This is a genomic window from Cytobacillus sp. Bva_UNVM-123 (assembly GCF_046351715.2).
GTDB lineage: Bacteria > Bacillota > Bacilli > Bacillales > Cytobacillaceae > Cytobacillus.
Genome location: NZ_CM177772.1, coordinates 2,976,062 through 2,992,066 on the forward strand (window position 1 = coordinate 2,976,062; position 16,005 = coordinate 2,992,066).

Sequence of the window (16,005 nt, forward strand, 5' to 3'; positions counted from 1 at the left end):
ATCTGTTCCTTTCGGCACTAAGCTTCAATCTTTAAATATGAGGGTGTGTTTATTTTAACATGTTCGCCAAAACCAGGGCGAAAAAATACAAAATCGTTCGCTCGAATTACTTCTCCTTTATGGACCGTAACAACAAGCTTACTATTATGATAATGAAACAGCTCCAATTCTTCAATATTTCTGATTTCGTCACTACTTTCATACAAATTATATGATAGTTCATGACCTTGCTGAATATTCGATTTAAAAGGAAAAATGCCTATTTTCGCAAGAGCATGATTCGACAATGGGGCATCTTCAGTTAATTCATGCTTAATAAATGGAATTCTCTCTTCTTCCATTAAGCAGATCCAATCGTGATGGACTTGTTTCTGTTCCTTCATATTGTTTGCTTTAAAAACTGGAATGAGCGGACTGTTGTATGGGAACATCGCCTCGCGTATCCATCCCCATGGGAGTTGATAAAGCTCATCCATTTGCTCTATTTCAATGAAAATGGCGGGAACTTTTTCTCGTTTACATTTACGTAAAAAGGTTTGTGTAACTAAACGAACCGGGATTTGCACACCAATAATATAATCGATTGGACAATTAAATAACTGTGTTTTAAGCCGCTTTATTTTTGTCGTGAGCTCATGCTCTTGGCTGATATGAGCAACCGTCAAAAAAGCTGTACTTCCTTTTAAAATAAATTCATCCATAAAATATTTTTTGAACTCTGAGAAGGATTTTTCTATTGGAAGATGTTTTTTGAAAAGAGTTGGTGTTGGCGTCATAATAAAAGGCTCAGCATTCATCTTCATAAACTTGTATTTTTGAAAGCTTTGTTTCATCGCTGAAATTCGCCCATTATCAACGAGGAGTGAGGCTGTGTTAAGTTGTTTACCTTTGAGAATATTCGCATTTTCAATAATATAAGTCATAAAACCACCCTTTTATTGGTCTTAAGACAAGCTATGAATGTTTTCCCACTTTTATAACTAAGAAAAAATGAGAGCTGCAATTTAAAAACTGCAGCCCTGTATCTATGAAAGTAAATGAAGATGTTCAAAAAACGATGGATAGGAGACATAAATGGACTCTTCCTTTTCAAGAAAAACATCTGCTTTACAAATAGCGGCAGAAATAGCTAACATCATGCCAATCCTATGATCTCCATGACTTGAAACATTCCCACCAGTTAGAGTAGTTTTTCCGCGAATAATCATCCCATCGTCTGTTGGTTCAATATTGGCCCCAAGTTTCTTTAATTCAGCTACTACAGTATCTATTCGATTCGTTTCCTTCACTTTTAATTCTTCCGCATCTTTTATGACCGTTACACCTTCTGCTTGTGTTGCTAATAAAGCTATGATCGGAATCTCATCAATTAAACGTGGAATTAAATTGCCTTCTATCGTTATCCCTTTCAGTGAGGAGGTTTTAATCCTGATATCCCCATAAGGCTCAAAGGAATCTTGTTTATTTATGATTGTAAGATCGGCGCCCATTCGTTCCATAACATCAAGAATGCCCGTTCTCGTTGGATTTAAACCAACATTGCGCAAAATAATCTCACTGTCTTGTACAATAGCACCTGCAACTAAAAAGAAAGCTGCAGAAGAAATATCTCCTGGCACATGAATGTCTGTTCCTACTAAATGCTGATTACCCGAGATTCTCAAAGTTAGACCATCGACTTCAATGTGACCACCAAACTTCCTTATCATTCTTTCCGTGTGATCTCTTGTCTTAGCTGGCTCGATAACCGTCGTTATACCATTTGCCTGAATACCCGCGAATAATATCGAAGATTTCACTTGTGCACTTGCAACCGGAAGCTCGTATTCAATACTCTTTAAGTCTCCACCTTGAATGGATAATGGTGTATATTCACCATTTCTTCTTCCATGAATCGTGGCTCCCATTTGTTGTAAAGGTTTTGTCACTCTAGTCATCGGTCTCTTTCCAATGGATTCATCTCCAATAAGCACATTATGAAATGCTCGTCCTGCAAGGATTCCTAACAGTAATCGAATGGTTGTACCAGAATTGCCAACGTCCAATATTTCCTGAGGTTCATGTAAACCTTCTAAACCATTTCCATATATAATAACCTTTTCTTCATCTCGGTCGATCATTACCCCTAATTTTCTGAAGCAATCAATTGTGCTTAAACAATCCTCACCTAATAGAAAATTCGATACTGTCGTTTTCCCATTCGCGATCGCACCAAACATTATGGAACGATGTGAAATAGATTTATCTCCTGGAATCGCAATTTCTCCCTTTAAACTTGAAATATTAGTTTTTAGCTTAATTGGTTTCATCACGTTCACTCCTTACCATCATTTCGCTCTTCCCTTCTTCGCTTTCCACCAAACTTGTGCTTAGTTATTTACTTTAAGACCCAAGTGACGTGCGATATGTTGTATTGTTCTGGATACAAATTGCAGCTTTACTTCGATCCTCTTCCGTTTGAAAACTAATGACGAGGATTCCATTTATATCTTCGCGTGTTTCTAAAATTCGTATATTTGTTATACTAATTTCATCTTCTGCCAGTATTCCAGTCACTTCAGAAATTACACCTGGATAGTCTGGAACATCAAGAAATAAATCGTAAAAATTTGGAATAGCACCGCGTTCTTTTTGCGGCAGCTCATCACGAAACTGTTTTGCTTTTAGAAAATACTCATATATTTCTTGACTATTTTCAGTTTGTAGCATAGTCGAAACTTTTGCCATTTCCTCTTGCCATTCTTGAAGAAGTTGAAGCAACACCGTTTTATTATGAAGTAATATATCTCTCCACATTGTTGGACTACTTGAAGCAATTCTTGTGACATCACGGAAGCCGCCTGCAGCTAAACGAGGAATGAGCTTCTCTCTCTCACTTGTCTTTTCAGCTTGATGAACAAGGGAAGCCGCAATGATATGAGGAAAATGACTAATAACACCTGTTAAATAATCATGTTCATCTGGAGTCATTGTAAGAAATTTTGCTTTTGTTCCAATAAGCCATTGTTGCAAACGTCCAATTTCTTCATCTTTAACATGCTTTTCTGGTGTTAATAAGTAAAAAGCATTTTCAAATAAAATGGATTTAGCTGCAGCTACTCCGCTCTTATGTGAACCTGCCATCGGATGCCCTCCGATAAACGTAATCTCCTTCTTTTGAAGAATGAGAGATTTATCGACAATTTCCTTTTTCGTACTACCTGCATCCGTAATGATGACATCTTTCTTAAGTGGAAGTTCTGCTAAAATATTTAGAATATTTTCTGCTTCTTTTACAGGTGTAGCAATAATAATTAAATCTGCACGAACTGCTCCATCTTCAATACAATCGACTGTTTCATCAACAGCATGTAGCAGCTTCGCTATCTTTGCTTGTTCTATATTTACATCAAAACCGATCATATGCGTATTTTGATGAGCTTTTTTTATACATAATGCTAATGAGCCCCCAATTAAACCGAGCCCAATGACAAATACACGCCCTTCCAAAGCTGTACACCGACCTTTAAAATAATTCAGAGGCTTTATTAGGAGCCTCTGAATCAAGTGAATTTTAATTTAGTTTAATCGTTTTAGGAAACAACTACCTTTTCAGTAAGATATTGGCTCATCGCCTTCATCAGGCCTTCATTTTGTTCCTTTGTGCCAACTGTTACCCGAATAGAAGTTGGAAACCCTAAGGCAACTCCTGAGCGAACAATATAACCTCGTTCCATGAGATACTGGAATACTTCATTCCCATCCGTTTTAAAATCAATTAAAATAAAATTTGCCTGAGATGGATAATATTCCAGATCCTTTTCCATACAAAACTGATAAAATTGTTCTAATCCATCACGGTTTTTCTTTTTACAAGAGGCTACAAATTGTTGGTCTTTTATAGCTGATTTTGCTGCAGCCTGTGCTAGAGTATTCACATTAAAAGGCTCTCTTGCAGGCTCTAGAGCTTGAATTATTTCAGGATGGCTTATACCATAGCCGACACGCAAACTAGCAAGACCATATATTTTAGAAAATGTTCGTAAAATGATTATATTTGGAAACTGATCAAGTAATGTAATAGAGTTGCCATAATCTTCAGCTACGACATAATCGAAATAAGCCTCATCAAGAACGACTAATATATCCTTCGGAACTTTATTTAAAAAAGACTTTAAACGATTTTCCGAAATATAAGTGCCTGTGGGATTATTTGGATTGCAAACCCAAATGAGAGCAGTGTTTTCATCCATTGCCTTTAACATTCCATCAAGATCATGTTGCCCATCTATTTGTGGGATTTCTCTTATTTCAGCACCATCTAAAATTGCATTATGCTTATACTGTGAAAACGTTTGAGTAGCCATAACAGTGTTTGCTCCAGGCTGTAGTAGCGCTCTTGAAATAATTTGAATAAGATTGTCTGCACCATTCCCGAAAATAAGCTGTGAAGGACTTAAATGAAAATGGATTGCTAAAGCTTCTCTTAAATCTGTAGCGTTTCCATCAGGATATAACGGAGTGGATTTTTCATTGCATTGAAGTGCAGCAATCACTTTTTCTGAACAACCGAATGGATTTTCATTTGAAGCAAGTTTAACAATCTTGTCTAAACCAAACTGTCTTCTTACCTCGTCAATTGATCTCCCAGGCTGGTAAGGAGTTAATTGCAGCAGCTGCTCTTTCCATTTCATATTTTTTCACCTTTTTTCGTTCAAATTATTGTTTACCAGCATTTTGTAAATCAGGTCTAAGAATAACTGCACCATCTAAATAAATGTGATTGATTTCCTGTTGCGGTACATTCGTATTTACATGCATCATAATGCGAATACAATAGGCTAATGAGGAAGGAACAGGTATTTCAGTCATACACATTACTGGTACGTAAGTCCATCCATCAATTAATCGCAATGCTTTTGCTGGAAATGCAGCTGTTATCTCTCCGGTTACTGAAATAAAAACGGAAGCGACTGACTCAGGGTCAATCGTATTATCATCAATCATTTTCCTCAGTAAACGTTCTGTTGCATTAATAATTTCCATTTCTTCGTTACCATTAACTGTAATGGCACCCCTAACACCCCGAATCATCTTCTTCCCTCCTTACGAAAATCGCTTGTTTCCCTAAAACACACATAGCTCTTGTAATAATTCATCATCTGAAATTTCGACTAAAACCGGGTGACCGATTTCCTCTAATAAAACAAAATTTACTTTTTGACTTATTGTTTTTTTATCTTGCTTCATTCGCTCTAGTAAATGGTTTGCAGTTAAATGCTGTGGCATTTTCGTCTCATAGCCTAAAAAAGCTAGCCAATCTTGAAATTCGTCCATTTCAAATGAGAGCCCATATTTTTTTTGACTTAATTTCAACGCGAATAATATTCCAATGATCACCGCTTCACCATGAGTCCATTTCCCATAGCCCATCTCAGCTTCAATAGCATGCCCTAGCGTATGCCCAAAATTTAAATACGCGCGAACTCCATTTTCCTTTTCATCTTCAGAGACAAATTTATTTTTTATTTCTATTCCTTTCGTTAAGAAATAGCTTATTTGCTCATTCGTTAGTTTATCTAAGGAATGAATATGGTTCTTTAACCACTTATAAAAAGAATAATCATGAATAAGCCCATGTTTAATAACTTCAGCAAAGCCTGATCTTCTCTCATGGATCGGGAGCGAAGATAAGAAGGATAAATCATAAAACACGGCTTCAGGCTGATGAAACGCCCCTATCATATTTTTTCCTAACGGATGATTAATTGCGACTTTCCCACCTACAGCACTATCATGAGCTAAAATGGTTGTTGGCACTTGAATAAATGGAATACCCCGCATATATGTAGCGGCCACAAAACCGCCAAGATCTCCAACAGCCCCACCACCGAAAGCGATTAGAAGCGACTTTCGATCAAGTTTATTTTGAAGTGCAAAACTTAAACACTCGTAATAAACATCAAATGTTTTCGCCTTCTCCCCACTTGGAACAATACAAGGCTTTATTCGAGGAAATACAGCTTGAATCGTCGCCAAATAAAGACTCGCAACCGTTTCATCAGTAACAAGCATAATGTTTGTTACTGATGGGAAATTTTCACTTAAAAAGACTTTAAGCTCATAAATGGCTCCTTCACCAACATATACAGGGTATTTTTTCGAAGGGGTATCAATCGATCGTACATTCATTTAGAAATCCCTCGCATACACTCTTTGCTCGTCTACTATTTTCTTTAATGTTTCAAACCTGTCTGAATAAAATTGCTCCACTATCGCCGAAGCCAGTTCCCATGCGATTACATTTTCTGCAACTACGGCTGCCGCAGGAACTGCACAGCTATCTGAACGTTCAATACTTGCAGAAAATGGTTCCTTCGTTTCAATATCTACACTTTGAAGAGGTTTATAAAGAGTTGGAATTGGCTTCATAACACCTCTAATAACAATCGGCATCCCTGTAGTCATTCCACCTTCAAGTCCACCTAATCGATTTGTGCTTCGATAATAGCCCTGCTCTTTACTCCAATGAATCTCATCATGTACTTCACTACCAGGTTTACTTGCGGCTTCAAACCCAATCCCAATCTCCACACCTTTAAATGCGTTAATGCTCATCATTCCGAATGCTAATTTTGCATCGAGTTTGCGGTCATAATGAACATAGCTCCCAACTCCTGGTGGCATGCCTTCGATGATAACTTCGACAACTCCACCAATCGAGTCTCCTTGTTCTTTTGCTTCATCAATAGCATTCATCATTTTCTTCTCAGCATCACGGTCAAGACAGCGTACAGGTGAGAGCTCTGTTATTTCTTTTAATTTATCGAGCGATTCATATTGTGTAACAGCTGACTTTACTCCACCAATTTCAATTACATGTGAAGCTACCTCAATTCCAAGCTCAGCTAAAAGTTTTTTTGCAACAGCACCTGCTGCAACTCGTACAGTAGTTTCTCGCGCAGAAGAGCGTTCAAGCACATTTCTCATATCCCTATGCCCATATTTAATTGCACCATTTAAGTCAGCATGACCAGGACGTGGACGGGAAATTTTGCGTTTCATTTCTTCCTCATCTTCAAGAGATATAGGCTCTTGCCCCATTATTTTTGTCCAGTGCTTCCAATCATTATTTTCCACGACTAAACCTACTGGTGATCCGAGTGTAATTCCATGCCTTACTCCGCCGACAATTTGCACTGTATCTTTTTCAATTTGCATTCTTCTGCCTCTACCATGGCCTTTTTGACGTCTAGCTAGTTCATCATTAATATCAGTCGCAAGCAATGGCAGTCCAGCAGGAAGGCCTTCTATAATCGTTGTTAATTGTGGTCCATGTGATTCTCCAGAAGTTAAATATCTCAAAACTCTTTCCCCCTTCAACTCATTAAAGGATTATGTATCAATATAACATATGGATAAAAATAAAAATAGTAAAAAACGAAAATTTCTATTTTCTTCTATAAAAAAAAGTATCCTCTGTTTCAAAATTATATTTTCCAGGATTAAAAATTTGCTCTGTACTCCCAACAAAAAAAATGCCATCCTTATCTAAAGCAGCACTGAATTTATCATATAAAACATCTTTTGCTTCTTCAGTAAAATAAATAAGAACGTTGCGGCATACGATTAAATCAAACGGCCCCCCGAAAGAATCAGCTAGCAAGTTTTGCTTCCGAAATGTAACTGTTTTCTTCACTTCATCTGAAACGTTAAAAAAACTTCCGTCCTTCGTAAAATACTTTCGCTTCATCTCTTCCGGAACCTCATTTAAAGATCTTTCCGGGTAGACGCCAACTTTTGCTCGCGCAATAATATTTTCGTCAATATCAGTCGCTAATATTTGTACTTGTTGTAAAGGCATAAATCTAGACATAATCATAGCAATGGTATATGGCTCTTCACCAGTTGAACAAGCAGCACTCCATATTTTCAAACGTTTTTTTCTAGAAAGTAATTTCGGCAAAATCTTTTTCTCTAGAACTTCCCATCGTTTTGCATTTCGATAAAACTCCGAAACATTAATGGTCATCCTGTCCAAAAATTCATTTAATAGATCTGCATCCTTACTAATCGCATTGAAGAAGTCACTAAAATTTTTAAAGCCTCTCTTTTCATACAATGACATAAGCCGTCGCTTCATTTGAGCCTCTTTGTATAAGCTTAAGTCAATCCCTGTTTTCTTTTTTATATTTCCAATAAACTCTTCGTAATCACGCGACATACCTTCTTCTCCTCTAAATAAACGTTATAATTTTATGTATATTCCAATTATAGCCGATAAAAGGTAATAAGAACTATTTTTTTCAATATTACGTAAATTCCACGTATAGAAAAAGCACTCGTTAAACGAGTGCTCCCATTATAAATTAGTTAATCCATTCATTCATAAGCTTTGAATAATCAACAAGTTCCTCTTTTTTAAAGAATAAATTAATTTCACGTTCCGCGCTTGCTGGTGAATCAGAACCGTGGATAATATTTTTTCCAACAGTTACAGCAAAATCACCGCGAACAGTTCCAGGAGCTGCGTCTTTCGGATTTGTAGAACCCATCATTTGACGTGCAGTTGCGATTACATTTTCACCTTCCCAAACCATTGCAAAAATTGGCCCAGAAGTGATAAAATCAACTAATTCCCCAAAGAATGGACGCTCTTTATGTTCACCATAATGCTCTTCTGCAAGCTCTTTTGGAATGCTCATAAGCTTTCCACCAACAAGTTGGAAGCCTTTCTTCTCAAAACGAGCAACAATTTCTCCAATTAAATTACGTTGAACGCCATCAGGCTTAACCATTAAAAATGTTTTTTCCATTACATTTCACTCCTAATACATATGTATATTGATGAATTACCTTCACTCGTAAGACAATCCACGAAAATACTATCATTGTTTTTAAAATTTATCAAGCGGCAGAAGCTGTTACTAATTTTTCCTTTTCCCGATAAATTTAGCAATATCACGCAACGTTTTCTTCGCTCGATTTTGAGGAAGTTCACTTAAAGTTGCAAGCGCTTTACTTAAATACTGCTCACTTACTTGAAGTGACTTTTCGATTGCACCTGATCCTTTTATTAGGCCAATGATTCGTTCAATCTCTTCACGCTTCGTATGTTCATTAACTTTTACTATTTCCTGGCGTATTTGATCATCTTTCATTGCAAATAATACAGGCAATGTAATATTACCTTGATGAAGATCTCCACCTGCAGGTTTGCCTAATTCTTTTTCTGTACTCGTAAAGTCTAAAACATCATCAATGATTTGATAAGACATTCCAACATAATAACCAAATCGGTAAAGCTTATTATGAATATTCTCATCAACATCAGCTGCTATTGCACCGAGCTGACAACTAACAGCAATTAAAATCGCTGTCTTCCGCTTAATACGACGAAAATAATTCCGAACATTTTGTTCATAATTATATTTATCTTTTATTTGCTCGATCTCTCCAATACATAATTCAACTAAAGTGTCTGATAATATTTTATGAGCAAACGGTTTTTCTATTTTTGTAATTAATTCAAGTGCGCGAGCAAAAATATAATCCCCTGTATACATAGCAGTTCGATTATCCCATTTTGCTTTAATCGTTGGTTTCCCCCGGCGCAACTCGGCATCATCTATTACATCATCATGGACAAGAGAGGCCATATGAATAAGTTCGAGTGAAACAGCCACATTTTTAATCATATTTATGTCATAATTCCCAAATTTCCCTGCAAGCAAAACAAAAACTGGGCGGATTCTTTTCCCCCCGGCTTGTAATAAATGCAAAGAGGCTTGCTGTAGTATTGGCGACTCAGCTTGTACTGTTTTCTCAAGTGCCTCTTCAATAATCGATAAATCTGAATTCAAAAATGAATACATCATTTTTAACTTCATAAACATTCACCCAACTTACTAATGCTGTTTTATTTTTCTTTTCTTCCTATATGAACTGCAGCTGCTCCCCCACTATATCCTTTGTATGTTACCTCCGTAAATCCTGCCTGCTCAAACATACGAGCAAGTTCCTTCATTCCTGGAAAATCACGAGCCGATTCCTGTAACCAAGAATATTCATCATAGCTTTTTGCAAAAACTTTCCCAAACAAAGGCATAATGAATCGGAAGTAAAAATTAAATGCTTGTTTATAACCAAACAAAGTTGGGTGTGAAGTTTCAAGACAAACAGCCATTCCCTCCGGCTTTACTACTCTCTTCATCTCCTTAAGTACTTGTAAGTAATCAGGGACATTTCGTAAGCCAAAGCCAATTGTTACATAGTCAAACGAATTATCTGGAAATGGGAGCTCCATCGCATTTCCATGAACAAGTTTAGCCTGTTCTAGTTGCAAGTCTTTTAACTTTTGTTCACCTATTTTTAGCATGTTTTTACTGAAATCAAGACCAAACACTTCTCCGTTAACACCTACAGCTTCTGCTAGTGCAATCGTCCAATCAGCCGTCCCACAACAAACATCTAAGGCTTTTTTACCTTGTTGAACATTCATCCGTTTCATCGTATCTTTTCGCCATTTAATATGCTGCTGAAAGCTAATAACAGAATTCATTTTGTCATAGTTATCAGATATTGTCTCAAAAACGTGGTGCACTCGTTCTTCCTTCGATTGTTGCATGACACTACCCTTCTTCCACAAATGTATTAGCAGCATGCTGATGCTGGTTTAAGATAGCCTCAATTCTTTGTTCTAACAACTTATTAGTAAATGGTAGCTTCTTTAAACATTGTTCAATTAAATGTTTTGAAAAATCAATGTATCGTTCACATATATGGAGTAAATAATTTTGTTGTTCAAGTGATAAAGCTGCTCCAGCCTGTCCGTTTTTTTGAAAGGAGATTTTTTTTAGCGATTCAAACACAACTGATTTTTCACCTTGTAAAAATAATTTCTTTTCAGCAATTAACCGTTTTATTAGCAAGAAGTTAGAAGCAAGATCATTCCAAATAGAATTATCTAAAAAAAGTGTGATTTTCTCAAACAAGGAGGATTCTATTTTTTTAACATCGTTCATTAATACTTCTATCCCAACTGATGATTTTTGGTATACGGAAATTTTATGCTCGTTAACTTCTTTAATCCCTTCAGCTAACGACCTAATCATCGTAACCTCATCAATATCAGCGAGAATTTTATAATATAAACCACTATAATAAACACCAGCTAACACAGTAAGCTGCCTATCTTTATTATCATCTTCCTCTAATTCATTATTGGAAACTAGCTCATGAGTATCAAGGGCAATTTGGATAAGCATTGTTGTTAATGCATAATTTTCAGCTATCTTCTCAGGTAAATCTGCTTTATCAAGCAAAGAAAGTAACAGTAAGAGCTTATCTTCATCGATTTCCGGAGAATCAATATACTTATGCAAATAAGGGTGCTTAATCTTTTTAAATATTTGTTCTTTCATATCCGTTAATTTTATCTTCATGTCCTGCATGTAATCACCCTTGTTTCCCCTAAGTTTTCTTCGCTCTCTTTTTCAATAAGCAGAGACAATTATATCATATCTTACAAATACGTAACAGGAGAATTTCAGGAAATAAGCCTATAGATAAAATCCTATTTTTTTGCTTCGCTTTCCACTTCACCATAACTTGTAATAATTTTTGCACTCCCTCTTATTTTTATCGCAGAAGTATGTTCCGTAAACTGCGCAATTAATACTTCGCCATGATCAAGCTTCTCAGAATGATGAAATCTAGTATCTGAACCTCTAGTCAAGCCGATGACATTAACTCCATCTTCATTCGCTTTAATCACGATATAATCATTATTTGTAGGATTTCTCTTTTCCATAAAAAACACCCTTTTTCTTGTTTATCAAAATCGTCTTAAGAATTTAGCACAAATTTTCTAAAGAATAAAGTTAGAATTTTATGAGTGAAAGTACTTCAGTTCGGGCTTTATCATCTTTTGCAAAAATGCCTCTAACTGCTGAAGTTACTGTTTTCGATCCTGGTTTTTTTACTCCGCGCATAGTCATACACATATGTTCAGCTTCAACAACGACCATAACTCCATGTGGCTCTAGGGTTTCATTTATCGAATCAGCAACTGTTGCTGTAATACGCTCTTGTAGTTGCGGTCTTTTTGCAACCGCTTCAACGGCTCTTGCAAGTTTACTTAACCCAGCAACCCTTCCATTTTTCGGAATATAAGCTACATGTGCCTTACCGAAGAAAGGGACAAGATGGTGTTCACACATTGAATAAAATGGAATGTCTTTTACTAAAACTAATTCTTCATGCTCCTCATTAAAAATAGTTTCAAAATATTCCTTCGGATCTTGATTTAACCCCATAAACACTTCTTCGTACATTTTTGCCACTCGCTTTGGCGTATCAAGCAAACCTTCACGATCAGGGTCTTCCCCAATTGCTTCTAATATTAAACGTACCGCATCTTCAATTTGCTCGCGATTTACAGTTGCCATAATCTAAATTCCTCCTCAGTCACACATGTCTAATCCAATATGTTCATATTAGCATAACCATTTCAACCCGCGCAAAGAAGAAATGCTAAAGTGGCTTGTTCAGGGGCGACAAGCAGATGACGAGCAGAAAAAAACCGCGAAAAAAATTCGCGGTTTTTAGCTCAAAGCTTTCTTTAAGCACCTATATGTACTTATTTAACTGCGTCTTTTAATGCTTTACCTGGTTTAAAAGCAGGAACTTTGCTTGCAGCGATTTCGATTTCTTCACCTGTTTGTGGGTTGCGACCTTTACGAGCAGCACGCTCACGTACTTCAAAGTTTCCGAAACCAATTAATTGTACTTTATCGCCATTTTTTAGAGCTTCTAAAATTGAATCAAATACAGCATCAACTGCTTTCGTAGCATCCTTTTTAGAAAGTTCGCTAGCTTCAGCAACTGCGTTAATTAGTTCTGTCTTGTTCATGCCTTTCACCTCCTCCCAAAAATAAGCTAAACCCAATAATATTAAGCTTTTACTTACATTTGTAAACAAAATTACCAAATTCTAAACATTGTAACGTATTTTTGTTTAACAAGCCCAATAATAAATCAAAAATGGAAATATATCAATCCATTTTCAAGAAAAAAACCTTTATTATTAAGGGTTTGAGGCGTTACAACGGTAATTCTGTTTAAAAGATTATCATAATCATTTGCTGTTATCAAGAATAATTCATCAATTAAAGGGAAACTTTTCATAAAATTATCTGATTGTGACTAGATTCGTCGTTAAAATAAGAAAAAAGACCCCTTTCGGAGTCATTATAAAATAATTGCTATTAGTCCTCCAGAGCCTTCGTTTATGATTCTTTCTAAAGTCTCCTTCAGTTTGTATCTTGCATTTTCTGGCATCATGAGCAGCTTTGCTTGAATTCCTTCTCTTACAATTGAACTTAAGCTACGACCGAAAATATCAGAATTCCAAATGGATAGCGGATCATCTTCAAAATCTTGCATTAAATAACGAACCAATTCCTCACTTTGTTTTTCGGTTCCAATAATTGGTGAAAACTCTGATTCCACATCCACTTTGATCATGTGGATGGATGGAGCAACCGCCTTTAACCTGACACCAAATCTTGAACCATGGCGTGTGATTTCCGGTTCATCCAAACTCATATCTGCTAACGATGGAGCTGCAATTCCATAGCCCGTCTGCTTCACCATTTTTAGTGCGTCAGATATGTGATCGTATTCCGCCTTTGCATGAGCAAAATCTTGCATAAGCTCAAGCAAATGATCTTTTCCGCGAATTTCTACTCCAACGATTTCTTTCAAAACTTGATCATACAAGTCATCTGGAGCATATAAATCTATTTCAGCAACCCCCTGCCCCATTTCAATACCCGCTAAGCCTGCACGGTCTATGAATTCAAAATCGCTGAATTGATTAACAACACGGTCTACGTCTCGCAATCTTTTAATATCTTTAACTGTTTCTTTAACAGCTTCCTGATAGCTTTCTCTTAACCAATGGTCTTCGTGCAGCACCATCACCCAACTTGGTAAGTTAACATTTACTTCAAGTACAGGGAACTCATAAAGAGCTTCACGCATTACATTCAATACATCTGTTTCACGCATTCCCTCGACACTCATGGCCAAAACTGGAATATCGTATTTTTCAGTTAATTCCTCTCTTAATGCTGCTGTATTCGGATGATGTGGTTGTACACTATTTATGATCATAATAAATGGTTTTCCAACTTCTTTTAATTCATTAATTACTCTTTCCTCAGCTTCAAGATAGTTATTGCGTGAAATTTCTCCGATCGATCCATCCGTCGTTATGACAACTCCAATTGTTGAATGCTCCTGAATAACTTTTCTCGTCCCAATTTCAGCAGCCTCATGAAAAGGGATTGGTTCTTCATACCAAGGAGTATTAATCATTCTAGGTCCATTTTCATCCTCATAGCCTTTTGCACCTGGTACCGTGTAGCCAACGCAATCAACTAAACGAATATTTACGTCTAAGCCTTCATCAACATGAATAGTCGCTGCTTGATTTGGCACAAATTTCGGTTCTGTCGTCATAATTGTTTTTCCGGCAGCACTTTGTGGAAGTTCATCCTGAGTTCGAGCGCGATCAGCTTCATTCGCCATATTCGGCAAAACTACTAATTCCATAAATTTTTTTATAAAAGTTGACTTACCTGTACGAACAGCACCAACTACTCCAAGATATATATCGCCGCCCGTCCTTTCGGCAATATCTTTAAAAATATCTACCTTTTCCAAGTGATCCCCTCCTAAAATCTGCGGGATAATATTATCCTATCAATTGCGCATGGACATTATAAGTTTATGATGTTGTCCTATCTCGTTATGACAGTTTTTAAAATTAATTACCCCATATTTGAAAAAACATTTTTATACATAATGAATTAAATTTCAATTTAATATAAAAATAAAAATAAAAAACCCTTCTCCTACAGTATATTTTTGTAGAAGAAGAGTTATGACTAGTTCAATAAAAAGATTGGTTCATTTGTCTTTTCATCCATTGTATATGGCAATGAATAAGCAGGTACAAAAGGAGAATCGAGTACAAGAATATTTCTTATGTCATCTCCTTGTTTATAATTAAACTCCTTATTCTGCATTGCTCTAGCTAGATCAGTTCGGTAGTCTACATAGATTTCAGCCTCACCAGTGACGACAAAAGGTAGATTATGACCACTATACGGGCTTAACACTACAGGAGCTTCCTTATAACCAATTTTTTCATAATCCAATGTAAATACATGCTCAGCAATCTGCTCTTTATATGGAGGATATCCTTGGGATTTAATTCGGAATTTAATTTCTCGAATCGTTTCAGCAATTCTTAAATCAAAAATTTTTACTTTCGGCTCTGTCTCCACATCGACAAGGACGTACTGAAAAACCCCTCCTGACTCAAATGCGTTTCCAGGTGGCTCAGCCATATATTTAGGTGCAAGCTTTTTAAAATCAATTGGATATTTTTGATAGATAGGGGTTGTTTGATCCTTTGTTTTTATTGGCAGAAGCCCCCCATTGTCCTCTTTGAATTTATCTACTGCAGCTTGTACAGCTACAATTTGATCTTCATAAGGAACTTGATTTTTTGCTAAGTTTTCTTTAGGGTACATACATCCAGTAAGTACTGAAATGATGACGAGCAGCAACAAGATGAGCCGCAAACCTTTCTTCATTAAACTCAACCCTTTAACAAACAATTTTAGTGTATGTATTTCGATTAATCACTTGTTGGTCCACCAAATACAATTAGAAAAATAATAATGCCCGACACAATCATTAAAATGTATGCAATGAAAGCAGTTATGAACTTTAGCATACGATTGCCTATTTTATAACGACTCAAATAGATGAGCACGATCGAAATGAACATGAATCCCATTGAAGATAACGATATCCACATTTTCATTAAAGATGGCGACATAATATCAACTCCTTTTACCGAGATGTATTATATCATACAAGCCTTAGAAATTGGAAAAATTCTGTTTTTCTTGCAATAAAAAAAGCTGAGATAAAGAAGGGGCAATTCTT

18 protein-coding genes are annotated in these 16,005 nt (G+C 36.3%); all 18 read right to left on the bottom strand.

Going from position 1 to position 16,005, the window contains the following annotated elements:
* Nucleotides 1–17: 17 nt before the first annotated feature.
* The 18 genes from KDN24_RS14900 to KDN24_RS14985 all read right to left on the bottom strand — a co-directional run bounded on the left by KDN24_RS14900 (nt 18) and on the right by KDN24_RS14985 (nt 15,895).
* Entirely contained in the window at nt 18–923 is a 906-nt protein-coding gene (locus tag KDN24_RS14900; protein WP_409973490.1) for a hypothetical protein, read from the bottom strand.
* Between the two features lie 102 nt (nt 924–1,025).
* Entirely contained in the window at nt 1,026–2,309 is a 1,284-nt protein-coding gene (gene aroA / locus KDN24_RS14905; RefSeq protein WP_409973489.1) for a 3-phosphoshikimate 1-carboxyvinyltransferase, read from the bottom strand.
* Nucleotides 2,310–2,382: 73 nt separating this feature from the next.
* The gene (locus KDN24_RS14910) at nt 2,383–3,489 is read right to left on the bottom strand and encodes a prephenate dehydrogenase (protein ID WP_409973488.1); all 1,107 of its coding nucleotides are present in this window, start codon (nt 3,487–3,489) and stop codon (nt 2,383–2,385) included.
* A gap of 83 nt (nt 3,490–3,572) precedes the next feature.
* Nucleotides 3,573–4,673, bottom strand: a complete 1,101-nt coding sequence (gene hisC / locus KDN24_RS14915) for a histidinol-phosphate transaminase (protein WP_409973487.1) — start codon at nt 4,671–4,673, stop codon at nt 3,573–3,575.
* Nucleotides 4,674–4,698: 25 nt separating this feature from the next.
* Nucleotides 4,699–5,073, bottom strand: coding sequence for a chorismate mutase (aroH, locus tag KDN24_RS14920; protein ID WP_409973486.1), 375 nt, complete (start codon nt 5,071–5,073; stop codon nt 4,699–4,701).
* Nucleotides 5,074–5,106: 33 nt separating this feature from the next.
* Nucleotides 5,107–6,171, bottom strand: a complete 1,065-nt coding sequence (gene aroB, locus KDN24_RS14925) for a 3-dehydroquinate synthase (protein WP_409973485.1) — start codon at nt 6,169–6,171, stop codon at nt 5,107–5,109.
* Nucleotides 6,172–7,344 (bottom strand): chorismate synthase, encoded by a 1,173-nt coding sequence (gene aroC / locus KDN24_RS14930; protein ID WP_409973484.1) that lies wholly within the window; start codon nt 7,342–7,344, stop codon nt 6,172–6,174. It abuts the gene before it with no gap.
* Between the two features lie 85 nt (nt 7,345–7,429).
* Nucleotides 7,430–8,203 (bottom strand): CheR family methyltransferase, encoded by a 774-nt coding sequence (locus tag KDN24_RS14935; RefSeq protein WP_409973483.1) that lies wholly within the window; start codon nt 8,201–8,203, stop codon nt 7,430–7,432.
* A 145-nt stretch (nt 8,204–8,348) separates the two neighbouring features.
* Nucleotides 8,349–8,795, bottom strand: coding sequence for a nucleoside-diphosphate kinase (gene ndk, locus KDN24_RS14940; protein WP_409973482.1), 447 nt, complete (start codon nt 8,793–8,795; stop codon nt 8,349–8,351).
* 111 nt (nt 8,796–8,906) lie between these two features.
* Nucleotides 8,907–9,869, bottom strand: coding sequence for a heptaprenyl diphosphate synthase component II (gene hepT, locus KDN24_RS14945; protein WP_409973481.1), 963 nt, complete (start codon nt 9,867–9,869; stop codon nt 8,907–8,909).
* 29 nt (nt 9,870–9,898) lie between these two features.
* Complete coding sequence (locus KDN24_RS14950) at nt 9,899–10,606, bottom strand: demethylmenaquinone methyltransferase (protein WP_409973480.1); 708 nt, start codon at nt 10,604–10,606, stop codon at nt 9,899–9,901.
* Between the two features lie 4 nt (nt 10,607–10,610).
* Complete coding sequence (locus tag KDN24_RS14955; protein WP_409973479.1) at nt 10,611–11,432, bottom strand: heptaprenyl diphosphate synthase component 1; 822 nt, start codon at nt 11,430–11,432, stop codon at nt 10,611–10,613.
* Between the two features lie 122 nt (nt 11,433–11,554).
* The gene (gene mtrB, locus KDN24_RS14960) at nt 11,555–11,791 is read right to left on the bottom strand and encodes a trp RNA-binding attenuation protein MtrB (protein WP_409973478.1); all 237 of its coding nucleotides are present in this window, start codon (nt 11,789–11,791) and stop codon (nt 11,555–11,557) included.
* A gap of 70 nt (nt 11,792–11,861) precedes the next feature.
* The gene (gene folE, locus KDN24_RS14965; protein ID WP_409973477.1) at nt 11,862–12,428 is read right to left on the bottom strand and encodes a GTP cyclohydrolase I FolE; all 567 of its coding nucleotides are present in this window, start codon (nt 12,426–12,428) and stop codon (nt 11,862–11,864) included.
* Nucleotides 12,429–12,619: 191 nt separating this feature from the next.
* The gene (hbs, locus tag KDN24_RS14970) at nt 12,620–12,892 is read right to left on the bottom strand and encodes a non-specific DNA-binding protein Hbs (protein ID WP_409973476.1); all 273 of its coding nucleotides are present in this window, start codon (nt 12,890–12,892) and stop codon (nt 12,620–12,622) included.
* Nucleotides 12,893–13,230: 338 nt separating this feature from the next.
* Nucleotides 13,231–14,709: a stage IV sporulation protein A gene (gene spoIVA, locus KDN24_RS14975; protein WP_409973475.1), complete on the bottom strand. Its 1,479-nt coding sequence runs from the start codon at nt 14,707–14,709 to the stop codon at nt 13,231–13,233.
* Nucleotides 14,710–14,933: 224 nt separating this feature from the next.
* The gene (locus KDN24_RS14980) at nt 14,934–15,647 is read right to left on the bottom strand and encodes a YphF family lipoprotein (protein ID WP_409973474.1); all 714 of its coding nucleotides are present in this window, start codon (nt 15,645–15,647) and stop codon (nt 14,934–14,936) included.
* Nucleotides 15,648–15,691: 44 nt separating this feature from the next.
* The gene (locus KDN24_RS14985) at nt 15,692–15,895 is read right to left on the bottom strand and encodes a DUF2768 domain-containing protein (RefSeq protein ID WP_409973473.1); all 204 of its coding nucleotides are present in this window, start codon (nt 15,893–15,895) and stop codon (nt 15,692–15,694) included.
* Nucleotides 15,896–16,005: the final 110 nt, after the last annotated feature.

What these genes read in the sequence shown, in the direction of transcription:
- folE (WP_409973477.1), bottom strand. Translation starts at nt 12,428, where the DNA reads ATGGCAACTGTAAATCGCGAGCAAATTGAAGATGCGGTACGTTTAATA.
- KDN24_RS14900 (WP_409973490.1), bottom strand. Translation starts at nt 923, where the DNA reads ATGACTTATATTATTGAAAATGCGAATATTCTCAAAGGTAAACAACTT.
- hisC (WP_409973487.1), bottom strand. Translation starts at nt 4,673, where the DNA reads ATGAAATGGAAAGAGCAGCTGCTGCAATTAACTCCTTACCAGCCTGGG.
- KDN24_RS14935 (WP_409973483.1), bottom strand. Translation starts at nt 8,203, where the DNA reads ATGTCGCGTGATTACGAAGAGTTTATTGGAAATATAAAAAAGAAAACA.
- KDN24_RS14980 (WP_409973474.1), bottom strand. Translation starts at nt 15,647, where the DNA reads ATGAAGAAAGGTTTGCGGCTCATCTTGTTGCTGCTCGTCATCATTTCA.
- aroA (WP_409973489.1), bottom strand. Translation starts at nt 2,309, where the DNA reads ATGAAACCAATTAAGCTAAAAACTAATATTTCAAGTTTAAAGGGAGAA.
- ndk (WP_409973482.1), bottom strand. Translation starts at nt 8,795, where the DNA reads ATGGAAAAAACATTTTTAATGGTTAAGCCTGATGGCGTTCAACGTAAT.
- aroH (WP_409973486.1), bottom strand. Translation starts at nt 5,073, where the DNA reads ATGATTCGGGGTGTTAGGGGTGCCATTACAGTTAATGGTAACGAAGAA.
- hbs (WP_409973476.1), bottom strand. Translation starts at nt 12,892, where the DNA reads ATGAACAAGACAGAACTAATTAACGCAGTTGCTGAAGCTAGCGAACTT.
- hepT (WP_409973481.1), bottom strand. Translation starts at nt 9,869, where the DNA reads ATGAAGTTAAAAATGATGTATTCATTTTTGAATTCAGATTTATCGATT.
- mtrB (WP_409973478.1), bottom strand. Translation starts at nt 11,791, where the DNA reads ATGGAAAAGAGAAATCCTACAAATAATGATTATATCGTGATTAAAGCG.
- aroB (WP_409973485.1), bottom strand. Translation starts at nt 6,171, where the DNA reads ATGAATGTACGATCGATTGATACCCCTTCGAAAAAATACCCTGTATAT.
- KDN24_RS14950 (WP_409973480.1), bottom strand. Translation starts at nt 10,606, where the DNA reads ATGCAACAATCGAAGGAAGAACGAGTGCACCACGTTTTTGAGACAATA.
- KDN24_RS14955 (WP_409973479.1), bottom strand. Translation starts at nt 11,432, where the DNA reads ATGCAGGACATGAAGATAAAATTAACGGATATGAAAGAACAAATATTT.
- KDN24_RS14985 (WP_409973473.1), bottom strand. Translation starts at nt 15,895, where the DNA reads ATGTCGCCATCTTTAATGAAAATGTGGATATCGTTATCTTCAATGGGA.